This is a genomic window from Anaerosalibacter bizertensis (assembly GCF_009696605.1).
Taxonomy (GTDB): Bacteria; Bacillota; Clostridia; order Tissierellales; family Sporanaerobacteraceae; genus Anaerosalibacter; species Anaerosalibacter bizertensis.
Genome location: NZ_VULR01000005.1, coordinates 21,250 through 40,473, shown reverse-complemented (window position 1 = coordinate 40,473; position 19,224 = coordinate 21,250). Strand labels below are relative to the sequence as shown.

The 19,224-nt window shown below is 28.8% G+C and carries 18 protein-coding genes; 17 read left to right on the top strand and 1 reads right to left on the bottom strand.

Going from position 1 to position 19,224, the window contains the following annotated elements; translation table 11 throughout:
- Positions 1 to 45 precede the first annotated feature (45 nt).
- The 15 genes from FYJ27_RS04770 (at position 46) to FYJ27_RS04710 (ending at position 17,525) form a co-directional block, all read left to right on the top strand.
- Entirely contained in the window at positions 46 to 1,173 is a 1,128-nt protein-coding gene (locus FYJ27_RS04770; protein WP_216382994.1) for an iron ABC transporter substrate-binding protein, read from the top strand.
- Between the two features lie 345 nt (positions 1,174 to 1,518).
- The gene (gene hypB, locus FYJ27_RS04765) at positions 1,519 to 2,190 is read left to right on the top strand and encodes a hydrogenase nickel incorporation protein HypB (RefSeq protein WP_154483715.1); all 672 of its coding nucleotides are present in this window, start codon (positions 1,519 to 1,521) and stop codon (positions 2,188 to 2,190) included.
- Between the two features lie 29 nt (positions 2,191 to 2,219).
- Positions 2,220 to 4,913 (top strand): FAD-dependent oxidoreductase, encoded by a 2,694-nt coding sequence (locus tag FYJ27_RS04760; protein WP_154483714.1) that lies wholly within the window; start codon positions 2,220 to 2,222, stop codon positions 4,911 to 4,913.
- Between the two features lie 74 nt (positions 4,914 to 4,987).
- On the top strand, positions 4,988 to 5,329 hold the full coding sequence (locus FYJ27_RS04755; RefSeq protein ID WP_154483713.1) for a hydrogenase maturation nickel metallochaperone HypA/HybF: 342 nt from the start codon (positions 4,988 to 4,990) through the stop codon (positions 5,327 to 5,329).
- 16 nt (positions 5,330 to 5,345) lie between these two features.
- Positions 5,346 to 5,681 carry an apurinic/apyrimidinic endonuclease family protein gene (locus FYJ27_RS12720; RefSeq protein ID WP_229775477.1) on the top strand — a complete coding sequence of 112 codons (336 nt, stop codon included), beginning with the start codon at positions 5,346 to 5,348 and terminating at the stop codon, positions 5,679 to 5,681.
- Positions 5,645 to 5,983, top strand: a complete 339-nt coding sequence (locus FYJ27_RS12715; RefSeq protein WP_216382996.1) for a hypothetical protein — start codon at positions 5,645 to 5,647, stop codon at positions 5,981 to 5,983. Before FYJ27_RS12720 ends, FYJ27_RS12715 begins: the two co-directional genes overlap by 37 nt.
- Positions 5,984 to 6,170: 187 nt before the next feature.
- The gene (locus FYJ27_RS04745; protein ID WP_154483712.1) at positions 6,171 to 6,572 is read left to right on the top strand and encodes a response regulator transcription factor; all 402 of its coding nucleotides are present in this window, start codon (positions 6,171 to 6,173) and stop codon (positions 6,570 to 6,572) included.
- Between the two features lie 113 nt (positions 6,573 to 6,685).
- Positions 6,686 to 7,555, top strand: a complete 870-nt coding sequence (locus tag FYJ27_RS04740) for a sensor histidine kinase (RefSeq protein ID WP_154483711.1) — start codon at positions 6,686 to 6,688, stop codon at positions 7,553 to 7,555.
- A gap of 445 nt (positions 7,556 to 8,000) precedes the next feature.
- Complete coding sequence (locus FYJ27_RS12710) at positions 8,001 to 8,315, top strand: type IIL restriction-modification enzyme MmeI (RefSeq protein ID WP_229775476.1); 315 nt, start codon at positions 8,001 to 8,003, stop codon at positions 8,313 to 8,315.
- A complete protein-coding gene (locus tag FYJ27_RS04735; RefSeq protein WP_229775475.1) occupies positions 8,308 to 10,290 on the top strand; it encodes a class I SAM-dependent DNA methyltransferase in 1,983 nt (660 codons plus the stop codon). The genes FYJ27_RS12710 and FYJ27_RS04735 overlap by 8 nt, the downstream gene beginning before the upstream one ends.
- 478 nt (positions 10,291 to 10,768) lie before the next feature.
- Positions 10,769 to 13,528, top strand: a complete 2,760-nt coding sequence (locus FYJ27_RS04730; RefSeq protein ID WP_154483710.1) for a type I restriction endonuclease subunit R — start codon at positions 10,769 to 10,771, stop codon at positions 13,526 to 13,528.
- Between the two features lie 11 nt (positions 13,529 to 13,539).
- Positions 13,540 to 14,097: a restriction endonuclease subunit S domain-containing protein gene (locus FYJ27_RS04725; RefSeq protein WP_154483709.1), complete on the top strand. Its 558-nt coding sequence runs from the start codon at positions 13,540 to 13,542 to the stop codon at positions 14,095 to 14,097.
- Entirely contained in the window at positions 14,090 to 15,634 is a 1,545-nt protein-coding gene (locus FYJ27_RS04720; RefSeq protein WP_154483708.1) for a type I restriction-modification system subunit M, read from the top strand. The genes FYJ27_RS04725 and FYJ27_RS04720 overlap by 8 nt, the downstream gene beginning before the upstream one ends.
- A gap of 15 nt (positions 15,635 to 15,649) precedes the next feature.
- Complete coding sequence (locus FYJ27_RS04715) at positions 15,650 to 16,768, top strand: restriction endonuclease subunit S (RefSeq protein ID WP_154483707.1); 1,119 nt, start codon at positions 15,650 to 15,652, stop codon at positions 16,766 to 16,768.
- 397 nt (positions 16,769 to 17,165) lie between these two features.
- The gene (locus FYJ27_RS04710; RefSeq protein WP_154483706.1) at positions 17,166 to 17,525 is read left to right on the top strand and encodes a hypothetical protein; all 360 of its coding nucleotides are present in this window, start codon (positions 17,166 to 17,168) and stop codon (positions 17,523 to 17,525) included.
- Between the two features lie 84 nt (positions 17,526 to 17,609).
- Here FYJ27_RS04710 and FYJ27_RS04705 read toward each other — a convergent pair whose 3' ends face one another.
- The gene (locus FYJ27_RS04705; RefSeq protein WP_154483705.1) at positions 17,610 to 18,101 is read right to left on the bottom strand and encodes a superoxide dismutase family protein; all 492 of its coding nucleotides are present in this window, start codon (positions 18,099 to 18,101) and stop codon (positions 17,610 to 17,612) included.
- A 104-nt stretch (positions 18,102 to 18,205) separates the two neighbouring features.
- On the opposite strand from FYJ27_RS04705, the gene FYJ27_RS04700 reads away from it, so the two are divergent.
- The gene (locus tag FYJ27_RS04700) at positions 18,206 to 18,973 is read left to right on the top strand and encodes a sugar phosphate isomerase/epimerase family protein (RefSeq protein ID WP_195839075.1); all 768 of its coding nucleotides are present in this window, start codon (positions 18,206 to 18,208) and stop codon (positions 18,971 to 18,973) included.
- 19 nt (positions 18,974 to 18,992) lie between these two features.
- Complete coding sequence (locus tag FYJ27_RS04695) at positions 18,993 to 19,220, top strand: hypothetical protein (protein WP_154483703.1); 228 nt, start codon at positions 18,993 to 18,995, stop codon at positions 19,218 to 19,220.
- Positions 19,221 to 19,224: the final 4 nt, after the last annotated feature.

Genomic DNA, 19,224 nt, shown 5'->3' with positions numbered 1-19,224 from the left:
AGATTAAAATTTTTATTGGTGAATAAAGAAAGGGGAGATAAAAAAGTGAAGAAAAAATTAAGTATATTTTTAGCAATAATGATGTTTTTATTATCAATATTGACTGGATGTACTCAATCTAAACAATCAGCAAAAGTAGAAGAGGATGAAACTAAAGATAGTTCCCATGTTATTGAAATAACAGATATGGCAGGGCGTAACATTGTTTTAGATAGACCTGTTGAAAGAGTAGTGGCAATAGGTTCTGCCCTTAGGCTTTATACTTATGTCAATGGAACTGAAAAACTTGTAGGAGTTGAAAGAAAGCAGCAGTCTAAAGAAACTGGACGACCATATATAATTGCTAATCCTGAATTAGAAAAGATTCCAATAATAGGAGAAGGGTTTCCAGCCAACCCAGATCCAGAATTACTTATAGATGTAAATGCTGATGTTATTATTGCTGGAGATATTTTAGATATAGCTCAAATAGAAGAGCTTCAGAAAAAAATAGGGGTACCAATTGTAATTGTAAATTGTGGTTCCTCAGCAGTTTTTGATCAAGATATGTATAAGGCACTAACTATTATTGGCAAAATAGTTGGAAAGGAAGAAAGATCAAAGGAGTTAATTGAATATATGGAGGACTGTAAGACTGAACTTACCAATCTTACAAAGGATATTCCAGAAGATAAAAAACCAAGTGTATACATGGGAGGATTAAGCTATAAAGGGGTTCATGGAATTGAAAGTACAACTGGAAATTCTCCAGTATTGGATATCATTGGTGCTAAAAATGTTGCAGATGAAATAGGAAAATCTGGTTCTATAATGATCGATAAGGAACAACTTATAGAATGGGATCCAGATATACTTATAATTGATGAAAATGGAATGAATATTGTAAATGAAGATTATAATAAAAATCCAGATTATTATAATGAATTATCTGCTGTAAAAAATGACAAGGTATATGGTCAATTGCCATATGTTTCATATTATAATAATATTGAGACTGCTATGGCTGATATATATTTTCTAGGCAAGACTTTATATCCTAATGAGTTTAAAGATATTGATGTCATAGAAAAAGCAGATGAGATATATACTTTTATGTTAGGTAAACCATTATACAACATAATGGCCGAAAAATATGGTGGATATATTAAGATAAATTTGAAAGAAGGATTATAGATATTAGCATTATTTGGAAATATAAATTAGATTGACTATATATAATAGTTATATAGTTAATCTGTAAAACTATATTTTTTTAAGTTTTTTACATTCAAGTTAAGTTTACATATATATTTAAGAAAAGTTCAAGTTTAATTTTAAAATATGAGTCTTTTCATTACTATAAGTGTAAACTGAACTTAAAATATAAAGTGGATAAGCATTGAAATCTCAACGTTTGTTTTTTTTGACAACTATTTCTATTTTGCATACAATGAAAATGATAAAATAATAACAATTTTCATCAAAATATCCTGTAAAATGCAAAGTTAAATAAAAATTTATGGGAAGGTGGAATAAAATATGAAGAGTTTTAAAGTTTTAGAAATCAAGGAAAGCGTTTTTAAAGACAATAACAGACAAGCAGATTTGCTTAGAGAAGAATTGAAAAAGAGAAAAACTTTTTTATTAAATCTCATGTCATCACCAGGTTCAGGTAAAACAACTACAGTTTTAAGAACTATTGAAGCTTTAAAATCAGATATTAATATTGGTGTCATGGAGGCAGATATTGATTCTGATGTGGATTCTCATGCAGTTGCTAAAACTGGTACAAAGGTTATTCAGTTGCATACCGGTGGAATGTGCCATTTAGATGCTGATATGACAAAACAAGGTTTATTAGGACTTGGTGCAGATGATATAGATTTTATTATTTTAGAAAATGTAGGTAATCTAGTGTGTCCAGCAGAATTTGATACTGGTGCATCTAAAAATGCTATGATTTTAAGTGTACCAGAAGGAGATGACAAACCTTTGAAGTATCCTCTAATGTTTTCGAAGGTAGATGTTTTATTAATTAATAAAATTGATACCATGGATTATTTTGACTTCGATTTAGAAGCTGTTAAAGAAAGGGCAAAAAAGCTAAATCCAAATATTAAAATTATCCCTATTTCTGCAAAAACAGGGGAAGGCATTGATGAATGGGCGGATTGGCTTCTTGATGAAATAAAAAAGTGGCAGGAACAGTGAGAATGTAAATTCAAATTGGAGGGAAATCTATGACAAAAGAAAAAGTATTGCAACTAGCTAATCACATAGGCGGTAAAAAACATGGTTCTAAATCATCATATAAATATACAGATCCTGAATATATGATTTTGGAACCTGTTGTTACAGATGAAATGGCAGAAGTGGGACTTTGTTTGGAGTTTAGGAAACCTAAGAGTGCAGAAGAAGTGGCAAAAATATGTGGAAAACCTGTAAAAGAAACAGGAAAACTTTTGTGGGAATTAGCAGTTGCAGGTGCTTGTTTTGTTGGAGATAAAGATGGAGTAGATAAATATTGGCTTGAAACCTGGATACCTGGGGTTATGGAAATGATGGTGAATAATAAGGAAAATGTTAGGAAGTACCCTCAAATTGCTGAGGCTTTTGAGGCTTACGGAAGGATAAGAGGCCCTCAAACAGCAGGAATATTCCCAGTAGGAACAGGTCTTATGCGTGTTATTCCTATTGAAATGGCTATTGATGGTGAAAGTAGAAGGGCATCCTATGAGGAAATATCAAAATATCTAAATGAAGCTGAAGTTTTCTCTGTTTCAGACTGTTCTTGTCGTACAGCTAGAGAGATTATGGGAGAAGGCTGTGGACATTTAAAAGAAGATATGTGTATCCAATTAGATCATGCTGCTGAATACTATATACGAACCGGTAGAGGCAGACAGATAACTAGGGAAGAAGCTTTTGAAATCATAAAGAAAGCTGAGGAAAACGGTTTAATGCACCAAATTCCTAATACAGACGGGCCGGGAAAAACCCATGCTATTTGCAATTGCTGTAGTTGTAGTTGTTTCTCTTTAAGAACTGCTACAATGTTTTTAAACAATGATATGGTACGTTCAAATTATGTATCTCATGTAGATAAGGATAAATGTGTAGCTTGTGGTGAATGTGTTCAGGTTTGTCCTGTTAATGCACTCCAATTAGGTCAAAAATTATGTGAAGAAGCACAAGTTATTGAGGAAAGAATAGATTTACCATCCAATAGTAAATGGGGACCAGATAAATGGAATCCAGATTATAGAATTAATAGAAAAAATGTTTTAGAAAGTGGAACTAGCCCTTGTATAACCCAATGTCCGGCCCATATTCCTGTACAAGGTTATATTAAATTAGCTTCTCAAGGAAGATATACAGAAGCATTGGAATTAATCAAAAAACAAAATCCTTTTCCAGCAGTATGTGGACGTATTTGCCCTAGAAAATGTGAATCAGTATGTACTAGAGGAGATGTAGACGAGCCTGTAGCTATTGATGATATTAAAAAATTTATTGCAGAACAAGATTTAAATGCAGATGTGCGATATATACCTAAGAAAAGGCACAATTATGGAAAGAAAATTGCTATCGTAGGTGCTGGACCTTCTGGACTTTCTTGTGCATATTATTTAGCCATAGATGGTTATAATGTAACAGTATTTGAAAAACAAGAGGCTCTTGGTGGTATGCTAACCCTTGGAATTCCTTCATATAGGTTAGAAAAAGATGTAGTAAATGCAGAAGTTAACATATTAAAGGAATTAGGAGTAGAATTTAAAACTGGTATAGAAGTAGGGAAAGATATTACTCTTGATGAACTAAGAAATCAGGGATATGAAGCATTTTATCTTGCAATTGGTGCTCAATCTGGTAGAAAACTAGGCATTGAAGGAGAAGAGGCAGAAGGGGTTATATCTGGGGTGGACTTCTTATTGGATGTTAATTTAGGTAAAGATGTAGACATGGAGGGAGACATTGTAGTTATTGGTGGCGGTAACGTTGCTATAGATGTAGCAAGAACAGCTACAAGGGCGGGAGCTTCAACAGTTGAGATGTACTGTTTGGAAAGCAGAGAAGAAATGCCAGCCCTTGATGAAGAAATTGAAGAGGCAATGTCTGAAGACATAGGTGTAAATAATTCTTGGGGTCCTAATCGTATTGTTACAGAGAATGGACATGTTGTAGGAATAGAATTTAAAAAGTGTCTATCGGTCTTTGATGAAGATGGAAGATTTAGTCCTAAGTTTGATGAAAATGATACAAAAGTTGTTAAGGCAGATAAGGTGTTGCTTTCAATAGGCCAATCAATAGATTGGGGTAGACTATTAGAAGGTTCAAAAGTAGAATTAAATCCAAACAATACAATTAAAGTAGATCCATTTACATTACAATCAGGTGAACCAGATATATTTGCAGGTGGAGATGTTGCTACAGGACCTAAATTTGCAATTGATGCTATAGCTTTAGGAAAGGAAGGAGCAATTTCGATCCATCGCTATGTTCAACCAGGACAGGATTTAATACTTGGTAGAGATAGAAGAGAATTTAAGGCATTTGATAAGGAAAATATAGACTTGGCAGGCTATGACCGTCTTCCAAGACAAAGAACACCACATGTAGACGGTGATAAGGCTAAGACCTCTTTTAAAGATTTACGACCAACTCTTACAAAGGATCAAGTTAGAAAAGAAACAGAACGTTGTCTAAGTTGCGGAGCTACAGTTGTAGATGAGTATCTGTGCATAGGATGCGGACAATGTACTACTAAATGTAAATTTGATGCTATATCTCTTGTAAGGAAATATGATGCTCAAAATGTGGAATTTGAGGATTTAAAGCCAGTAATCGTTAAAAATGTAATTGCACGTAAAGGTAGAATGATAACCCATAGTATCAAAAAAACCTTTACTGGTAAAAAAGATAAATCAAGTTAGTATTTGAAGAATAAAAGGGTGGGATAATACCCACCCTATATTCTTTATTTATTAGCAGATAGGGGTGAATTAATTTGCATGAGCTAGGAATTATGATTAATGTTGTAGAAACAGTTGAAAATTTTGCAAAACAAAATGGAATCACAGAAATTGACACATTAGTACTTCAAATTGGAGAACTGTCTTCAGTTGTACCAAGATTTGTCCAAGCCTGTTATCCAGCTGCGGTAGATGGAACTATGCTACAGAATACGAAATTAGAAATTGAAATATTGCCAGGCAATTGTATATGTGATAATTGTAAAAAGGTATTTAATTTAATTGAACATAAGGGAGAATGTCCAAGTTGCGGGAGCGAAGATTGGGAATTACTTTGTGGTAGGGAGTTTTTAATCAAAGAGATTGTTGCTTGTTAGGGGATTACTATTTCCTATGTTCCACAAAAATTCCATTTTGTTAAAGGATAGCAAGATAGTCCTTCATATAGGAGGAGTATATGGTGATAAAGAAAAAGCTATAGATAGATTTATCCATAATTATAATCTCCTTTCTCCTAAAGTTAAGGATAGGCTGGTTATTGAAAATGATGACAAATCCTACAATATTGGAGATGTTCTAAAAATAGGAAAAACATTAGACATACCAGTAGTATTTGATAATCTCCACAATAAGATATTACCTTATGATAAATCTAAAGACGAATTATACTTTATAAATAAATGTAAAAAAACTTGGAAAAAAGACCAGGTTCTCATTCGAGGACAATAGATTTAACTGAATTTACGAGTTTCAGTAATAAATTAGATGATGAAATAGATATTATGCTTGAAGTTAAAGATAAGAATCTTTCAGCCATTAAATGTATAAATAGTATATCAAGTATTAAAGATATAAGAAAATTAGAAATAGAGTGGAGTAAATATAAATATAGGGTTTTAGAGCATTCTAATTATCATTATAATAAAATAAGAGAGATACTTAAGGATAAAAATAATTACCCAGTGATAGATTTTTATAATCTTATAGATGAAGCTGAACCTTCGAAGACTTCAGACGAAACTATGAGTTAGTTGGAATAAGACATGAAATCATTTGGTAAAAAATCTAATATTAAAAATTTACGGTAGGATTAATCTTACCGTTTTTTCATTCCTATGGTAATATTTAGTTGTAGAGAAGACATTTTTCAAATAAAATTTATATTATAAATATACTTGCAAAATTATTTATGATGTAGAATATCTTTGAGGTGATTAAATGAGAATATTTTTACTAGAAGATGATGAAACCTTAGGTTTTGGAATAAAAGCCTATTTAGTTAATAATGGCTATGATATAGTAATTAGTAAATCTTTAGAGGAAGCTAAAAAAAACTTTACTTATGATTTTAATTTAATTCTTTTAGATGTAAATTTACCAGATGGGACAGGTTTTGATTTTTTAAAGATATTTAATATAGAATCTACACCAGTAATATTTTTAACAGTTAATGATTCAGAGGAAGATATAGTAAAGGGACTTAATATTTCTGATGGATATATAACAAAGCCTTTTAAACTTCCAATATTAAAAGCGAAAATAGAAAGTGTTTTAAGGCGAGTAGATGGAGTAGAAGAAAAGTTAAACTATAAAGGTTTAGTACTTGATGAAAAAAACTAAAGGATTATGGCTATGTAGTAGAAACAGTTAGGGGAATTGGCTATAGATTTGTGAGGGATTAATATGAGTTTTTTATAATAGTATTTTTAATTATCAGCCTTTTAATAACAGGAATGGACAGATATTTTTATAGTACAATTTCAAATATCCTAGATACTAAAGGATTTAATAGTGAGATTACTTTAAAATCCTTAGGATACTACAATGAAAGTATATTTGTTCATAAGATATATGGAATTTTACTTATTCTCATTATTTCTATAATCATATATGGAATATATATATTATTTAATAGAAAAAAAGATAAAGAACTCAAATTTAAAATTAAGGAATTAGAAGAATATTTAATAAGGATAAATAGCGGAGACTATTCTATACAAATAAAAGAAGATGATGAGTACAGTATTCTTAGAGATGAATTATATAAGATTATAGTAAATTTAAAATCTTTAGAAGAAGAATCTAAAAGACAAAAATCCAATTTAAAGAAAGACTTAGCAAATATAGCCCATCAACTTAAAACACCTATAACCTCAATAGGATTTATGGCAGAGTTAATTAAAACAGATAAAGAAAATACAGATATATACTTGGAAAAATTGTATTTGGAATTAGATAGACTTAAAAACTTTACAGAGGTACTTTTAAAATTATCTAAAGTAAATTCAAATACTATAGATTATAGATATGAAAAACTTTCCGTAAGGGAAATAATAGAAGATATAGTAAATAGTTTAAATAGAGACAGAAATGTTAGAGTAGAGTATACTGGAGAGGATTTCACAGTTTTAGGAGACGAGGTTTGGCTTTATGAAGGATTTTTAAATATAATAAAAAATTCCCTAGAACATACTTTAGATAAGATTAAAATAGAGTTTATATCCAATCCAATATATAGAGAAATAAGGATAAAGGATAATGGAAAGGGATTAGAGGAAGAAGTTTTAAAATGTCTAAACTATTTACGATATTTAGACCAATAGATTTTTTATTAAACTTAAATCATCTATTTATTATAGTTATTGTAGGATATATTTTGATAATATATCTTTCTATATCAAAGATGTACAATAAGTATAAAAGAGAGATTATAGAAAGTTGATTTGTGTAAGTAGAAGCTAATGATAAGGAAAAAATAGAAAGAGAAGCTTTAAAACAGTATGCTGAAAAATATAAAAAAGATAAAGGTAGAGAAATGTATGTATATCATACAAAAAATAAAGAATTAATAAGGAGTAAATTTTGCACCTTATTGCAGGAGTAGTAAATGGAAGTCTTGATATCTTAGGAAACAAAGGTATCAAGACTTTTTAAATAATATTATTTAAAAATGTCGGTAAAATAATCAATTCCCAATAGCTGTGTATTAAAAATTAATATATGGAAATGATATTTTTAACAAGTAATACTGGGCTAGGGGAGTTAGCTATGTTAAGTTGGAACAAAATTGAAGATAGAGCAGTCAAATTTCAAATGCATTGGAAAAACTGTGATGGTAATGAGAGACAAGAGGGTCAAACTTTTGAAAAAGATTTTATGAATATATTTGGAGTTGACTGGAAAGATGGATTTCATGAACATCAAATAACTTTGAAAGATGGATCTATAGGATATATTGACTATTTTATGCCAGGAAAAATCCTAATTGAAATGAAGTCTAAGGGACAATCTTTAGCCAAAGCATATACACAAGCTATGGGCTATGTTCACTCTTTAAAACCAGATAGAAAAAAGAATGAATAATTTATCCCCAGAATTAAAAAGATTTAGATATATAAATGGTAATTTGTTTAAAGAGGATTTACCATTAGCTTCATTTAATCAAAATATGAGAAATCTTTTATTAGAATGCTGTAAGTTTAATTGGTCAGAAATAAATCCAGCTATATTTGGTGCTATATTCCAGGGAGTTATGGACCAAGAGCAGAGAAGGAATTTAGGAGCTCATTACACATCTGAAGAAAATATTATGAAGGTATTAGAGCCTTTATTTTTAGATGAATTATATGATGAATTTGAAAGATCCAAAAGTACGGTTAAAGAACTTAAGAATTTTCAACGGAAATTAGCATTATTAAAGTTTTTAGATCCTGCCTGTGGTTCAGGAAACTTTTTAATAATGGCTTATCAAAAGTTAAGAGAATTAGAATTTGAAGTTATGAAAATGATTTATGATCATAGAGAACTTCAAATGATAGGAGCAAAAAATATAGTACATATAAATCAATTTTATGGTATAGAGTACGAAGAATTTCCTGTAGAGATAGCTAAAGTATCCATGATACTTATAAAGCATTTAATGGATCAAAAAATTAGTAATTATTTCGGTTTTAATATAATAGATTTTCCAATAAGAGAAAATGCAAATATTATTAATACTAATGCCCTAAGAATAGATTGGAATGAATTAATAGATGCTAAAGAACTAGATTATATTATAGGAAATCCTCCATTTGTGGGTGCTAGATTAATGAATAGTGAACAAAACTCTGATATAAACCTTGTCTTTAACGGTATAAAAAACATAGGAAACTTAGATTATGTTTCAGCTTGGTATGCTAAGTCTGCAAAAATGATAAAAGGAAATAAAGATTTAAGGGTTGCTTTTGTTTCTACTAATAGCATATGTCAAGGAGAACAGGTTAGTATTTTGTGGAAGTATATATTAGAAGACAATTTTTGCAAGATAGATTTTGCTTATAGAACATTTAAATGGAGTAATGATGCAAAATATAAAGCAGCTGTGTATTGTGTTATAATAGGTTTTTCTAGTATGAATAAGAGAATTGATAAAAAGATAATATATGAAAATGAAGGGACGTTTCAAGAAGTTGAGAATATCAATGGTTATTTAGTAGATGCTGATAATGTTTATATAGAGTCTAGAAGAAAGCCATTATGTGATGTTCAAGAAATAGGTATGGGTAATCAACCAATAGATGATGGGAATTATTTATTTACAAAAGAGGAAATGGAAAAGTTTATAAAAGAGGAGCCTCAATCTAAAAAGTATTTCATGGAATGGTATGGTGCAAGGGAGTTTATAAATAACAATCCAAGATATTGCTTGTACTTAGGAGATTTAAAACCAAGCAAAATAAGAACTATGTCTCTTGTTATGGAAAGAGTTAAGAATGTTAGAGAATTTAGATTAAAGAGTACTAGAAAAAATACTTTAAAAATAGCAAATACACCTACTAAGTTTCAAACGACAAATATTTCCAAAAGCAATTATCTGTTAATTCCTAGGGTAACATCAGAAAATAGAAAGTATATTCCAATAGGATTTATGTCAACTAATAGTATAGCAAGTGATGCTGTTTTGATAATGCCTAATGCAAGTATATATCATTTTGGAATATTAACTTCCAATGTTCATAACGCATGGATGAGAGTAGTAGGAGGCAGACTAAAAGGAGATTATAAATATTCTAAAAATATAGTATATAATAATTTTCCATGGTCTAAGACAAATGAGAAAGTTAAAATAATAGTTTCTAAAAAAGCGGAGTTGGTTTTAAAAGTAAGACAAAAATATAAGGATTGGAGTTATGCAGACTTATATGATCCATTATTTATGCCTAGAGATTTGTTAAAGGCCCATAAAGAACTAGATAAAGCTGTGTGGGAGGCTTATGGTAAATCATGGGATATAGATTCTGAATCAGATTGTGTTGAATATTTAATGAAACTTTATACTAAATCAATACTTCTTTAAGTGTAGGAAGAGTTCAAACACCTACATTAGCTCTAATAGTAGATATAGGGAAGGAAGTCATAAATCTAGGATTTAAGAGTATAAAATTAGTCTTAATAAAAATTTCAATCAAATAGAGAAGTATTAGGGAATTATCCAATATGTAAGAGTCACATTTTTGAAGGAAAGAAGAATTTTTATTGTTCCAACAAAGAATGTGACTTTTCTTTATTTAAAGAGAGCGGACTCTTTATAGATAAAAAACTAATGGAAGTTATGAAATCATTTAGACAATCAGGTGGCTATAACGATATCTTTATTCCTGCAATGAGAAAAGTATCCAAATTTTATTTATATATTGTTATAAAATGATTTTATGTTATTATAAATAATAACTATTGACAAAATTATTTTAAATGGTATTATGTTATTATACAAAATAACAACTATATTTAAGTAGTAATGATCTATTTAGACATTTTGAGAAAGGGTGGTCCTATTGTCATATCAATCTGAAGCAGTATTAGAACAAAATCTTTTGAAGTTACTAAGTAGAAATGGCTATGAATTAGTTAATATAAATAGTGAAGAAGATTTAAAGAATAATTTTAGAAAACAGATTAGTAAATTTAACGAAGATAAATTGAAAGGAAAACCTCTTACAGATAAAGAATTTCAAATAATTATGAACAGGATTGAAGGTAAGGGGGTATTTGAATCAGCTAAGATTTTAAGAGATAAACTTGAAATCGAAAGAGAGAATGGTGAAAGACTTTTCCTTACTATAATGGATACACAAAAATGGTGCAAAAATTTATTTCAAGTTACAAATCAAGTTACAGTAAGGGGAAAGTATGAAAATAGATATGATGTAACAATACTTATAAATGGCCTGCCATTAGTTCAAATAGAACTAAAAAGAAGAGGATTGGATATGAAAGAAGCATTTAATCAAATTTGCAGATATAAAGTACAGTCATATACAGGACTTTTTAGATATATTCAAATATTTGTAGTATCAAATGGTGTGGATACAAAGTATTTTGCAAATTCTGATGGAAATTTAAATTATAAATATACTTTCTTTTGGACAGATAAAGAAAACAATAGAATTACAAATTTAAAAGATTTTAGCACAACGTTTTTAGAAAAATGTCATATATCTAAGATGATAGCAAGATATATGGTACTTAAAGAAACAGAAAAACAATTGCTAGTACTAAGACCATATCAAGTATATGCAGTAGAAGAAATAGTAAAAAGAGCTTTAGAAACTAATAATAACGGTTATATTTGGCATACAACAGGGTCAGGTAAAACACTAACTTCTTTTAAAGCAAGTCAAATACTTTCTAATGAAGAAAGTATAGATAAGGTATTTTTCTTAGTAGATAGACAAGATTTAGACCATCAGACAGAAAAAGAGTTTAATGATTTTCAACCAGGTTCAGTAGATAGAACAGATAGTACAGAAAATCTAGTAAAACAAATAAAAGACATTATGAATCCTATTATAGTTACTACTATTCAGAAAATGAGTAATGCCATTAAAAACCCTAAGTATAAAGATATCATGGAACCCTATAGAAATAAAAAAGTTATATTCATAATAGATGAATGTCATAGATCTCAATTTGGAAAGATGCATACAGCTATAAAAGAGCATTTCCAAAACAGCCAATATTTTGGATTTACAGGTACTCCAAGACTTCCAGAAAATAAATCAGAAGATGATAGAACTACAGCAGATCTATTTGATAAATGTTTACATTATTACCTTATAAAAGATGCAATCCATGATGGAAATGTTCTAGGTTTTTCAGTAACCTATGTAAATACATTAGGAGCTAAATTAGATGAAATAGCTGCAGAAAAAGTTCAAGCTATAAATACAGAAGAAGTGTGGCAAGCAGAGGAAAGAATAGATTTGGTAGCAAGACATATAATACAATACCATGATCAAAGATCAAGAAGTAAGGGATATAATGCAATATTTGCAACTGACAGTGTAGAATCTTTAGTAAAATATTATGATAAATTTAAAGAATTGGACCATGATTTTAAAATAGCTAGTATATTTAGCTATGAAGAAAATCCAGATTTAAGCGAAGGAAAAGTTCATGGAAGAGATAGCTTAGAAAGAATGATTAATGATTATAATGAAATGTTTAATACTAATTTTTCTACAGATAATTATGATGGATATAGAGCAGATGTAGACAAGAAAGTAAGAGAAGCAAAGATAGATATACTTTTAGTTGTAAATATGTTTTTAACGGGATTTGACTCTAAAAAACTAAATACACTTTATGTAGATAAGAACTTAAAATATCACAATTTACTTCAAGCATATTCAAGAACTAATAGACTTGACTCTGATAAAAAACCATATGGAAATATAGTATGTTTTAGAAATTTAAAAGAAGCTACAGATGAAGCTTTAAGAACATTCTCAAAAACTGATGATATAGATTCAGTTTTAGCTAAGTCTTTTGATGAGTATTTAGCATTGTTCAAAGAACAAGTAAATGCACTTTTAAGTATTGCTCCAACACCTGAAAGTATAGACAGTATGGAAAGTGAAGAAAAACAAAAAGAGTTTGTAGTAGTTTTTAGAGACTTAACTAAGACTTTAATCAGAATGGAAAATTTTAATGAATTTGAATTCACAGAAGAAAAAATAGGAATGGATATTCAAGATTATCAAGATTATAGAAGTAAGTATCTACTTATTAAAGAAAATCACGATAAGAATAAAATAGAAAAAGTTTCTATTCTTGATGATATAGATTTTGCTCTTGAAATAATGCATAGAGACAAGATAAATGTAGATTATATTATGAATTTAATTAGAGAGATAGATTTGGAAAATGAAGAAAAACGAAAAGAAGATATAAACTATATCATAAAAGAATTAGATAGAGCTGATAGTATAGAACTTAGAAATAAAGTAGAACTTATTAAAGAATTTTTAGATAAAGTAGTACCAAAATTAGACAGTGAAGATTCTATAGACAATGCATTTACAGAGTTTGAAATAGAAAGAAAAGAAAGAGTCATAAATGACTTTGCAGTAAAGAATAGACTTCCAGAAGAACAAGTAGAAGGATTGATACAAGAGTATGAATTTAGTGGAATAATAGATAAAGAAGAAATAAGCGATACTTTGACAGAAGCAAAATACTCTTTTTTAGAAAATGTTGAAAAAACTCAAGAACTAGAAATATTTATAAGAGAAGTAGCAGAAGAATATAAATAAGGAGGGTTGGAATGAGACTTGAAAAAATAGTGGAAATAACCCAAGGTATACCTTTAAGTAGGATTAGAATAAATAGTACTATTGAAACAGAGGAAAGGACAGTATATTCCTTTGAAAATGAATCTAGTGTAGCAGTACCAAAGCTTACAGAAGAAATTAATCAAAACATACCGCTAGTAGAAGAAGATATGATATTACTCAATCTTACATCCTATAATGCTAAAAAAGCAGAAAAGACAGATTTAGGAAAGGTTATACCTTCAAATTATATAATCATAAAGGTTAAAAATAGAGATACTGTAGATCCAGACTATTTAGAATGGTATATAGATAAAAGTGAAAGTTTTAAAAGAGAACTTCATAAAATTAAACAAGGCTCAATAATTATGAGTATTCCTATAAACGAATTTAGAAAAATAAATATTAAATTACCTAATATTGAATTTCAAAGAAAACTAGGAAAAGTAAATAGCCTGAATAGAAGGCGAAAACAACTATTTTTAGAAAGAGAAGAGCTACTAGAAAAATTATTAATAACTGTAAATGAGGAGGAAATGATAAATGGTTAAAGAAAAATTGCATCAACAGGAACTATATAAAAAGTTATGGAATATGGCCAATGAACTAAGAGGGAATATGAATGCTAATGAGTTTAAGGATTATATATTAGGAATAATATTCTATAGATATCTATCTGAAAAGGTAGAAAAAAGGGCAAATTATATTTTAAAAAATGATAACATGACATACAAGGAAGCTTGGGAAATTGAAGAAATAAGAGAACCATTGACGAAAGCTCTAATAGATCAAAGAGGATATATGATAGAGCCAGATTATCTTTTTTCAACTATGATAGAAGAAATTGAAAAAGGTGATAGTGGGAAATTTGATGTAGAATATCTTATACAAGCAATAAACAGTATAACAGAATCTACATTAGGACAAGACTCACAAGAAACATTTGAAAACTTATTTGATGATATGGATCTTTCATCTACAAAATTAGGTAAAACAGTGAAATCAAGATCTAATTTAATGGCTAAAATATTAGTGCTTGTAAATGAAATTTCCTTTACACAAGATGATACAGAAATAGATATATTAGGAGATACTTATGAATATCTAATTGGTAAATTTGCTGCAAATGCAGGACAAAAAGCTGGAGAATTTTATACACCACAAGAAGTAAGTAAAGTATTAGCTAAGATTGTAGCATTAGGAAAAGAAGAATTAAAAGACGTATATGACCCAACTTGTGGTTCAGGTTCACTTCTTTTAAGAGTAAATAGAGAAGCTAAGGTAGGTAAGTTTTATGGTCAAGAACTAAATTCTACAACCTATAATTTAGCAAGAATGAATATGTTGCTTCACGAAGTACATTATTCAAGATTTGATATACAAAATGCAGATACGATAGAAGAACCACAACATATGGGAATGGAGTTTGAAGCAGTAGTAGCAAATCCACCATATAGTTCAAAATGGAGTAGTGATAAGAAATTTGAACAAGACGAAAGATTTTCAGGATATGGAAAACTTGCACCAAAATCTCGTGCAGATTATGTATTTGTTCAACATATGATTCATCATTTAGCAGACAATGGAACAATGGCAGTAGTACTACCTCATGGAGTATTATTCAGAGGAGGAGCAGAAGAAGATATTAGAAAGTATTTGATTAAAGATAAGAACTATTTAGATGCAGTAATAGGACTTCCAGAAAATTTATTCTATGGTACAGGAATACCTACAGTCATATTAGTATATAAGAAATGTAGAAAAGAAGACGATAGTATACTTTTTATAGATGCATCAAAGGGATTCGAAAAAGTAGGAAATAAGAATACATTAAGAGAAGAAGATATAGAAAAGATAATTAATACTTATGCAAATAGGAAAGAAATAGACAAGTACTCTCACAATGCTACATTACAAGAAATAGAAGAAAATGATTATAACTTAAACATCCCAAGATATGTAGATACCTTCGAACCAGAACCAAGAATAGATATAGATGAAGTAAAGGTAAGATTAAATGAAATAGATAAAGAAATAAGTGAAATAGATGAAGAAATAGATAAATATTTAAAAGAACTAGGACTGTAGGAAGGAGGTAGCAATTTGAAAGAACAATTAGTACCAGAACTGAGATTTCCAGAGTTTGAAGGAGAATGGGAAGAAAAGAAATTAGGGGAAGTTTGTGAAATTATTATGGGACAATCACCAAAATCAGAAAATTATAATGACAAAGAAATTGGAATTCCATTAATACAGGGAAATGCAGATATAAAAGATAGGAAAACAAAACCACAGTTTTATACAAGTGAAATTACAAAGACTTGTGATATAGGAGATTTAATTTTATCTGTAAGAGCTCCAGTAGGACATATATCAAGATCTGAACATCATGCATGTATAGGTAGAGGTGTATGTGTTATTAAAACTAAACAAGAAAATTTTATCTATTTTTACTTAATAAGAAATGAAAAATTATGGAAAAGATATGAACAAGGAAGTACTTTCACAGCAATAAATAGTGATGCTATAAATAAGTTTTCTTTAATAATACCAAATCCCCAAGAACAACAAAAAATAGGAGACTTTTTCTATAAAATAGATAAAAAATTAGAACTACAACAAGAAAAAATAGAGAATCTTAAAAAATATAAAAAAGGCATGATGCAAAGAATTTTCAGTCAAGAGATAAGATTTAAAGATGATAATGGTAAGGATTATCCTGATTGGGAAGAGAAGAAGTTAGGGGAGATATCAAATATTAAAACTGGTAGTACAAATGTTCAAGATGCTGTAGATAATGGAAAGTATATTTTTTTTGATAGATCAATAGTGGTAAAAAGGATAGATATATATAATTATGATGAAGAAGCTATTATATATCCTGGAGAAGGAAGTGAATTTCATCCCAGATATTATAAAGGAAAGTATGCGTTACATCAAAGAGCGTATTCTATAACATCTAATAGAATAAATATGATGTATTTAAATTATATGTTGGGAATGAGAAATAAACATTTTTTAAGGATGGCAGTAGGAAGCACAGTTAAATCTTTGAGAATGGATAACTTTGAAACATGTTCCATATTTGTTCCCATAAAAGAAGAACAAATTAAAATAGCCAATCTCCTATCTTCCATAGATAAAAAAATAGGATTAGAAGAAGAAAAATTAGAAGAATATAAAAAGTTTAAAAAAGGATTAATGCAGAGAATGTTTATATAAAATAAGTAAGTTAGATTATTTTAACTTGCTTTTATGAAAAGGTTATAATTGGTCTTGCAAGATACAGATTGAAGGTATATTTAATTGCATATAGCAGAATTAAGTATATTATTTAATTCCAATGGAAGAAAAAGTTTGTCTATAGAAGATTTTAATATTTGAAAGATTATAATAATATAATCCAAAATTAATATCAAAGAATGTTATTATTTATTACCTTGAATATGACGGTATCTGGCTATAAAAATCAAATGGAAATAGAGATAAAAGTCTTGAGCTTATAAAAAAGTTCAAGACTTTATATTTTAATAACTATAAAAAAGTATATTAAAATATAAATCTATTATATAATTAACTTATAAATTAGGGTTCACTAAAACTAGAAAGGTATAATAGTATGGATGATTATTTAAGAAAGCAAATTATGCACAATGGGGTTATAGGTTTTGGCAAAAATCCTAACAAATTAGAGTTAAAAGACGGAAATTATTTAATTTGTAATAGGATGAAGAATTTAATTAGTATTAAAAACATTGTTTTATTTTTAGAAGTCTTTGCAGGAACTTTTATATATAGATATATATTAGACAGAGATTTTAATATGTTAGCTAAAGATGCTACCAATAATGATTTCAAAAATGGAATAATTATAACTTTTATTTTCATGGCATTAGTTGGTATATTAGTTTATTTAACTCCTAGACTTATAATTCCTAAAGATTTAGGTGGGTTTAATATTAGAAAGGTTGAAGATTAATCATTTTATTTTTATTATTATCTTATTTGTGCATCTGAAAATATTAAATCAAAAAGGTCAGATTAAAAATCTGACCTTTTCCCATCAACAAAGACTATATATAACTCCACAAGCCAGTCGTTTTCCTGCATTTCCAGCAGGTTGTGATCTATAATCATCAGGATTTTGGTGAATTATTACCGATTTTCCTATAATATCTATAGGTTTAAATTTATCTGTAAAAAAAGTCATCCTAGCATAGCCGTTGTTTGAAAATATTACGGGGAAATCTCCTGCATGATTTCCATGAGGTTGGTTTGTTGGGTTCCAGTGACCACCAGCACATTCAAAAGGATTATAAGGATCTCCCACTTGGCAACAACCAAATTCATGAATATGAAATCCATGAGGTCCTATAGGAGCTTCATTGTTTTCAGCCGGTTTATATGGAGGAAGGCCCCAAATTTCAACAAATACTTCTGTTCCACCTGGCACATCGGAAAATGTGGCAGTGCCATAGATTTGAGGGGCAAGAGGCCCGCCTTTTATTTCAGCTATAGCAGTATTAACCATACCATTAATAGAGTTATAGTACATATAAAAAAACCTCCTTTTTAACCATGTTATTCATATTTGGTTCTAAAGGTGAGTTAAATTATATGTTTTATGTTATAATTACATTGGAAAAGAGGTGCAAAAAAATGGAATACAAAATTGTTAAATGTGTTAATGACCCTAAAAAATTTTCTAAAGAGATTTTTGAAGATTTGAATATAGGGGTTGAAATTCAAGATTTTGCAAGTCCCTATTTATTAGACAATGATTGGGAACATAGATTAGAAGAATATAAAAAATTAACTGAAGATTTCAAAGGTATTCTATCTTTACATGGTAGTTTTTTAGATTTAAATCCATCAAGTCCAGATAAAAAAGTTGAAGAAATTACTTGGAATAGATATATGCAATCATTAAATATTGCAAAAGAGTTAAAGGCAGAACATATAGTTTTTCATAGTCAAATAAATCCTTGGCTTAAGGATCCGAGATTGAAAGAAGCAAGGAACAAAATAACTAATGTATTTTGGGAAAAAGTTATGGATAGTTTAGATAATTATGATATAAATATTATAATAGAAAATGTTTTTGATAATGATCCTGAAGAATTGGCTGTTCTAATAGATGAAATAAAACAACCAAATATTAAAGTTTGTCTAGATATTGGTCATGCAAACCTTAGCGAAGAAACAGAACTTAAAGAGTGGTTTGATGTTTTAGGTGATAGAATAAAATATATTCATCTCCATTGGAATAACAAGATTTTTGATGAGCATAATGTTCCAACAGATTCTAATTTAAAATACTTTTATAGTATTTTGAAAGAATATAATATATGTCCAATCATAGCCTTAGAATATGAAGTGGATAATATAACAGAAGAAGTTAACAGGGTTAGAGAAATTTTTAAATAATTATATGGGAGGGGTTTTAATGGAGTCATTAGGAATGAAAGCATTTGGTTTTTTAAATGTTATTGTATTTATTATTAGTTTAGCAAAAGAAATACTGCTTCTTTTCTTAATATATAAGGGTATAAAAGTTTTAAATATTTATATTAAGAAAAATAATAATGTAAATAAAAATAATATAGGTAAAGAAAAAGAAGTAGATAGAGATTCTTTAAAAGATGATATAGATAATGATACAGAAGATAAATAATAAA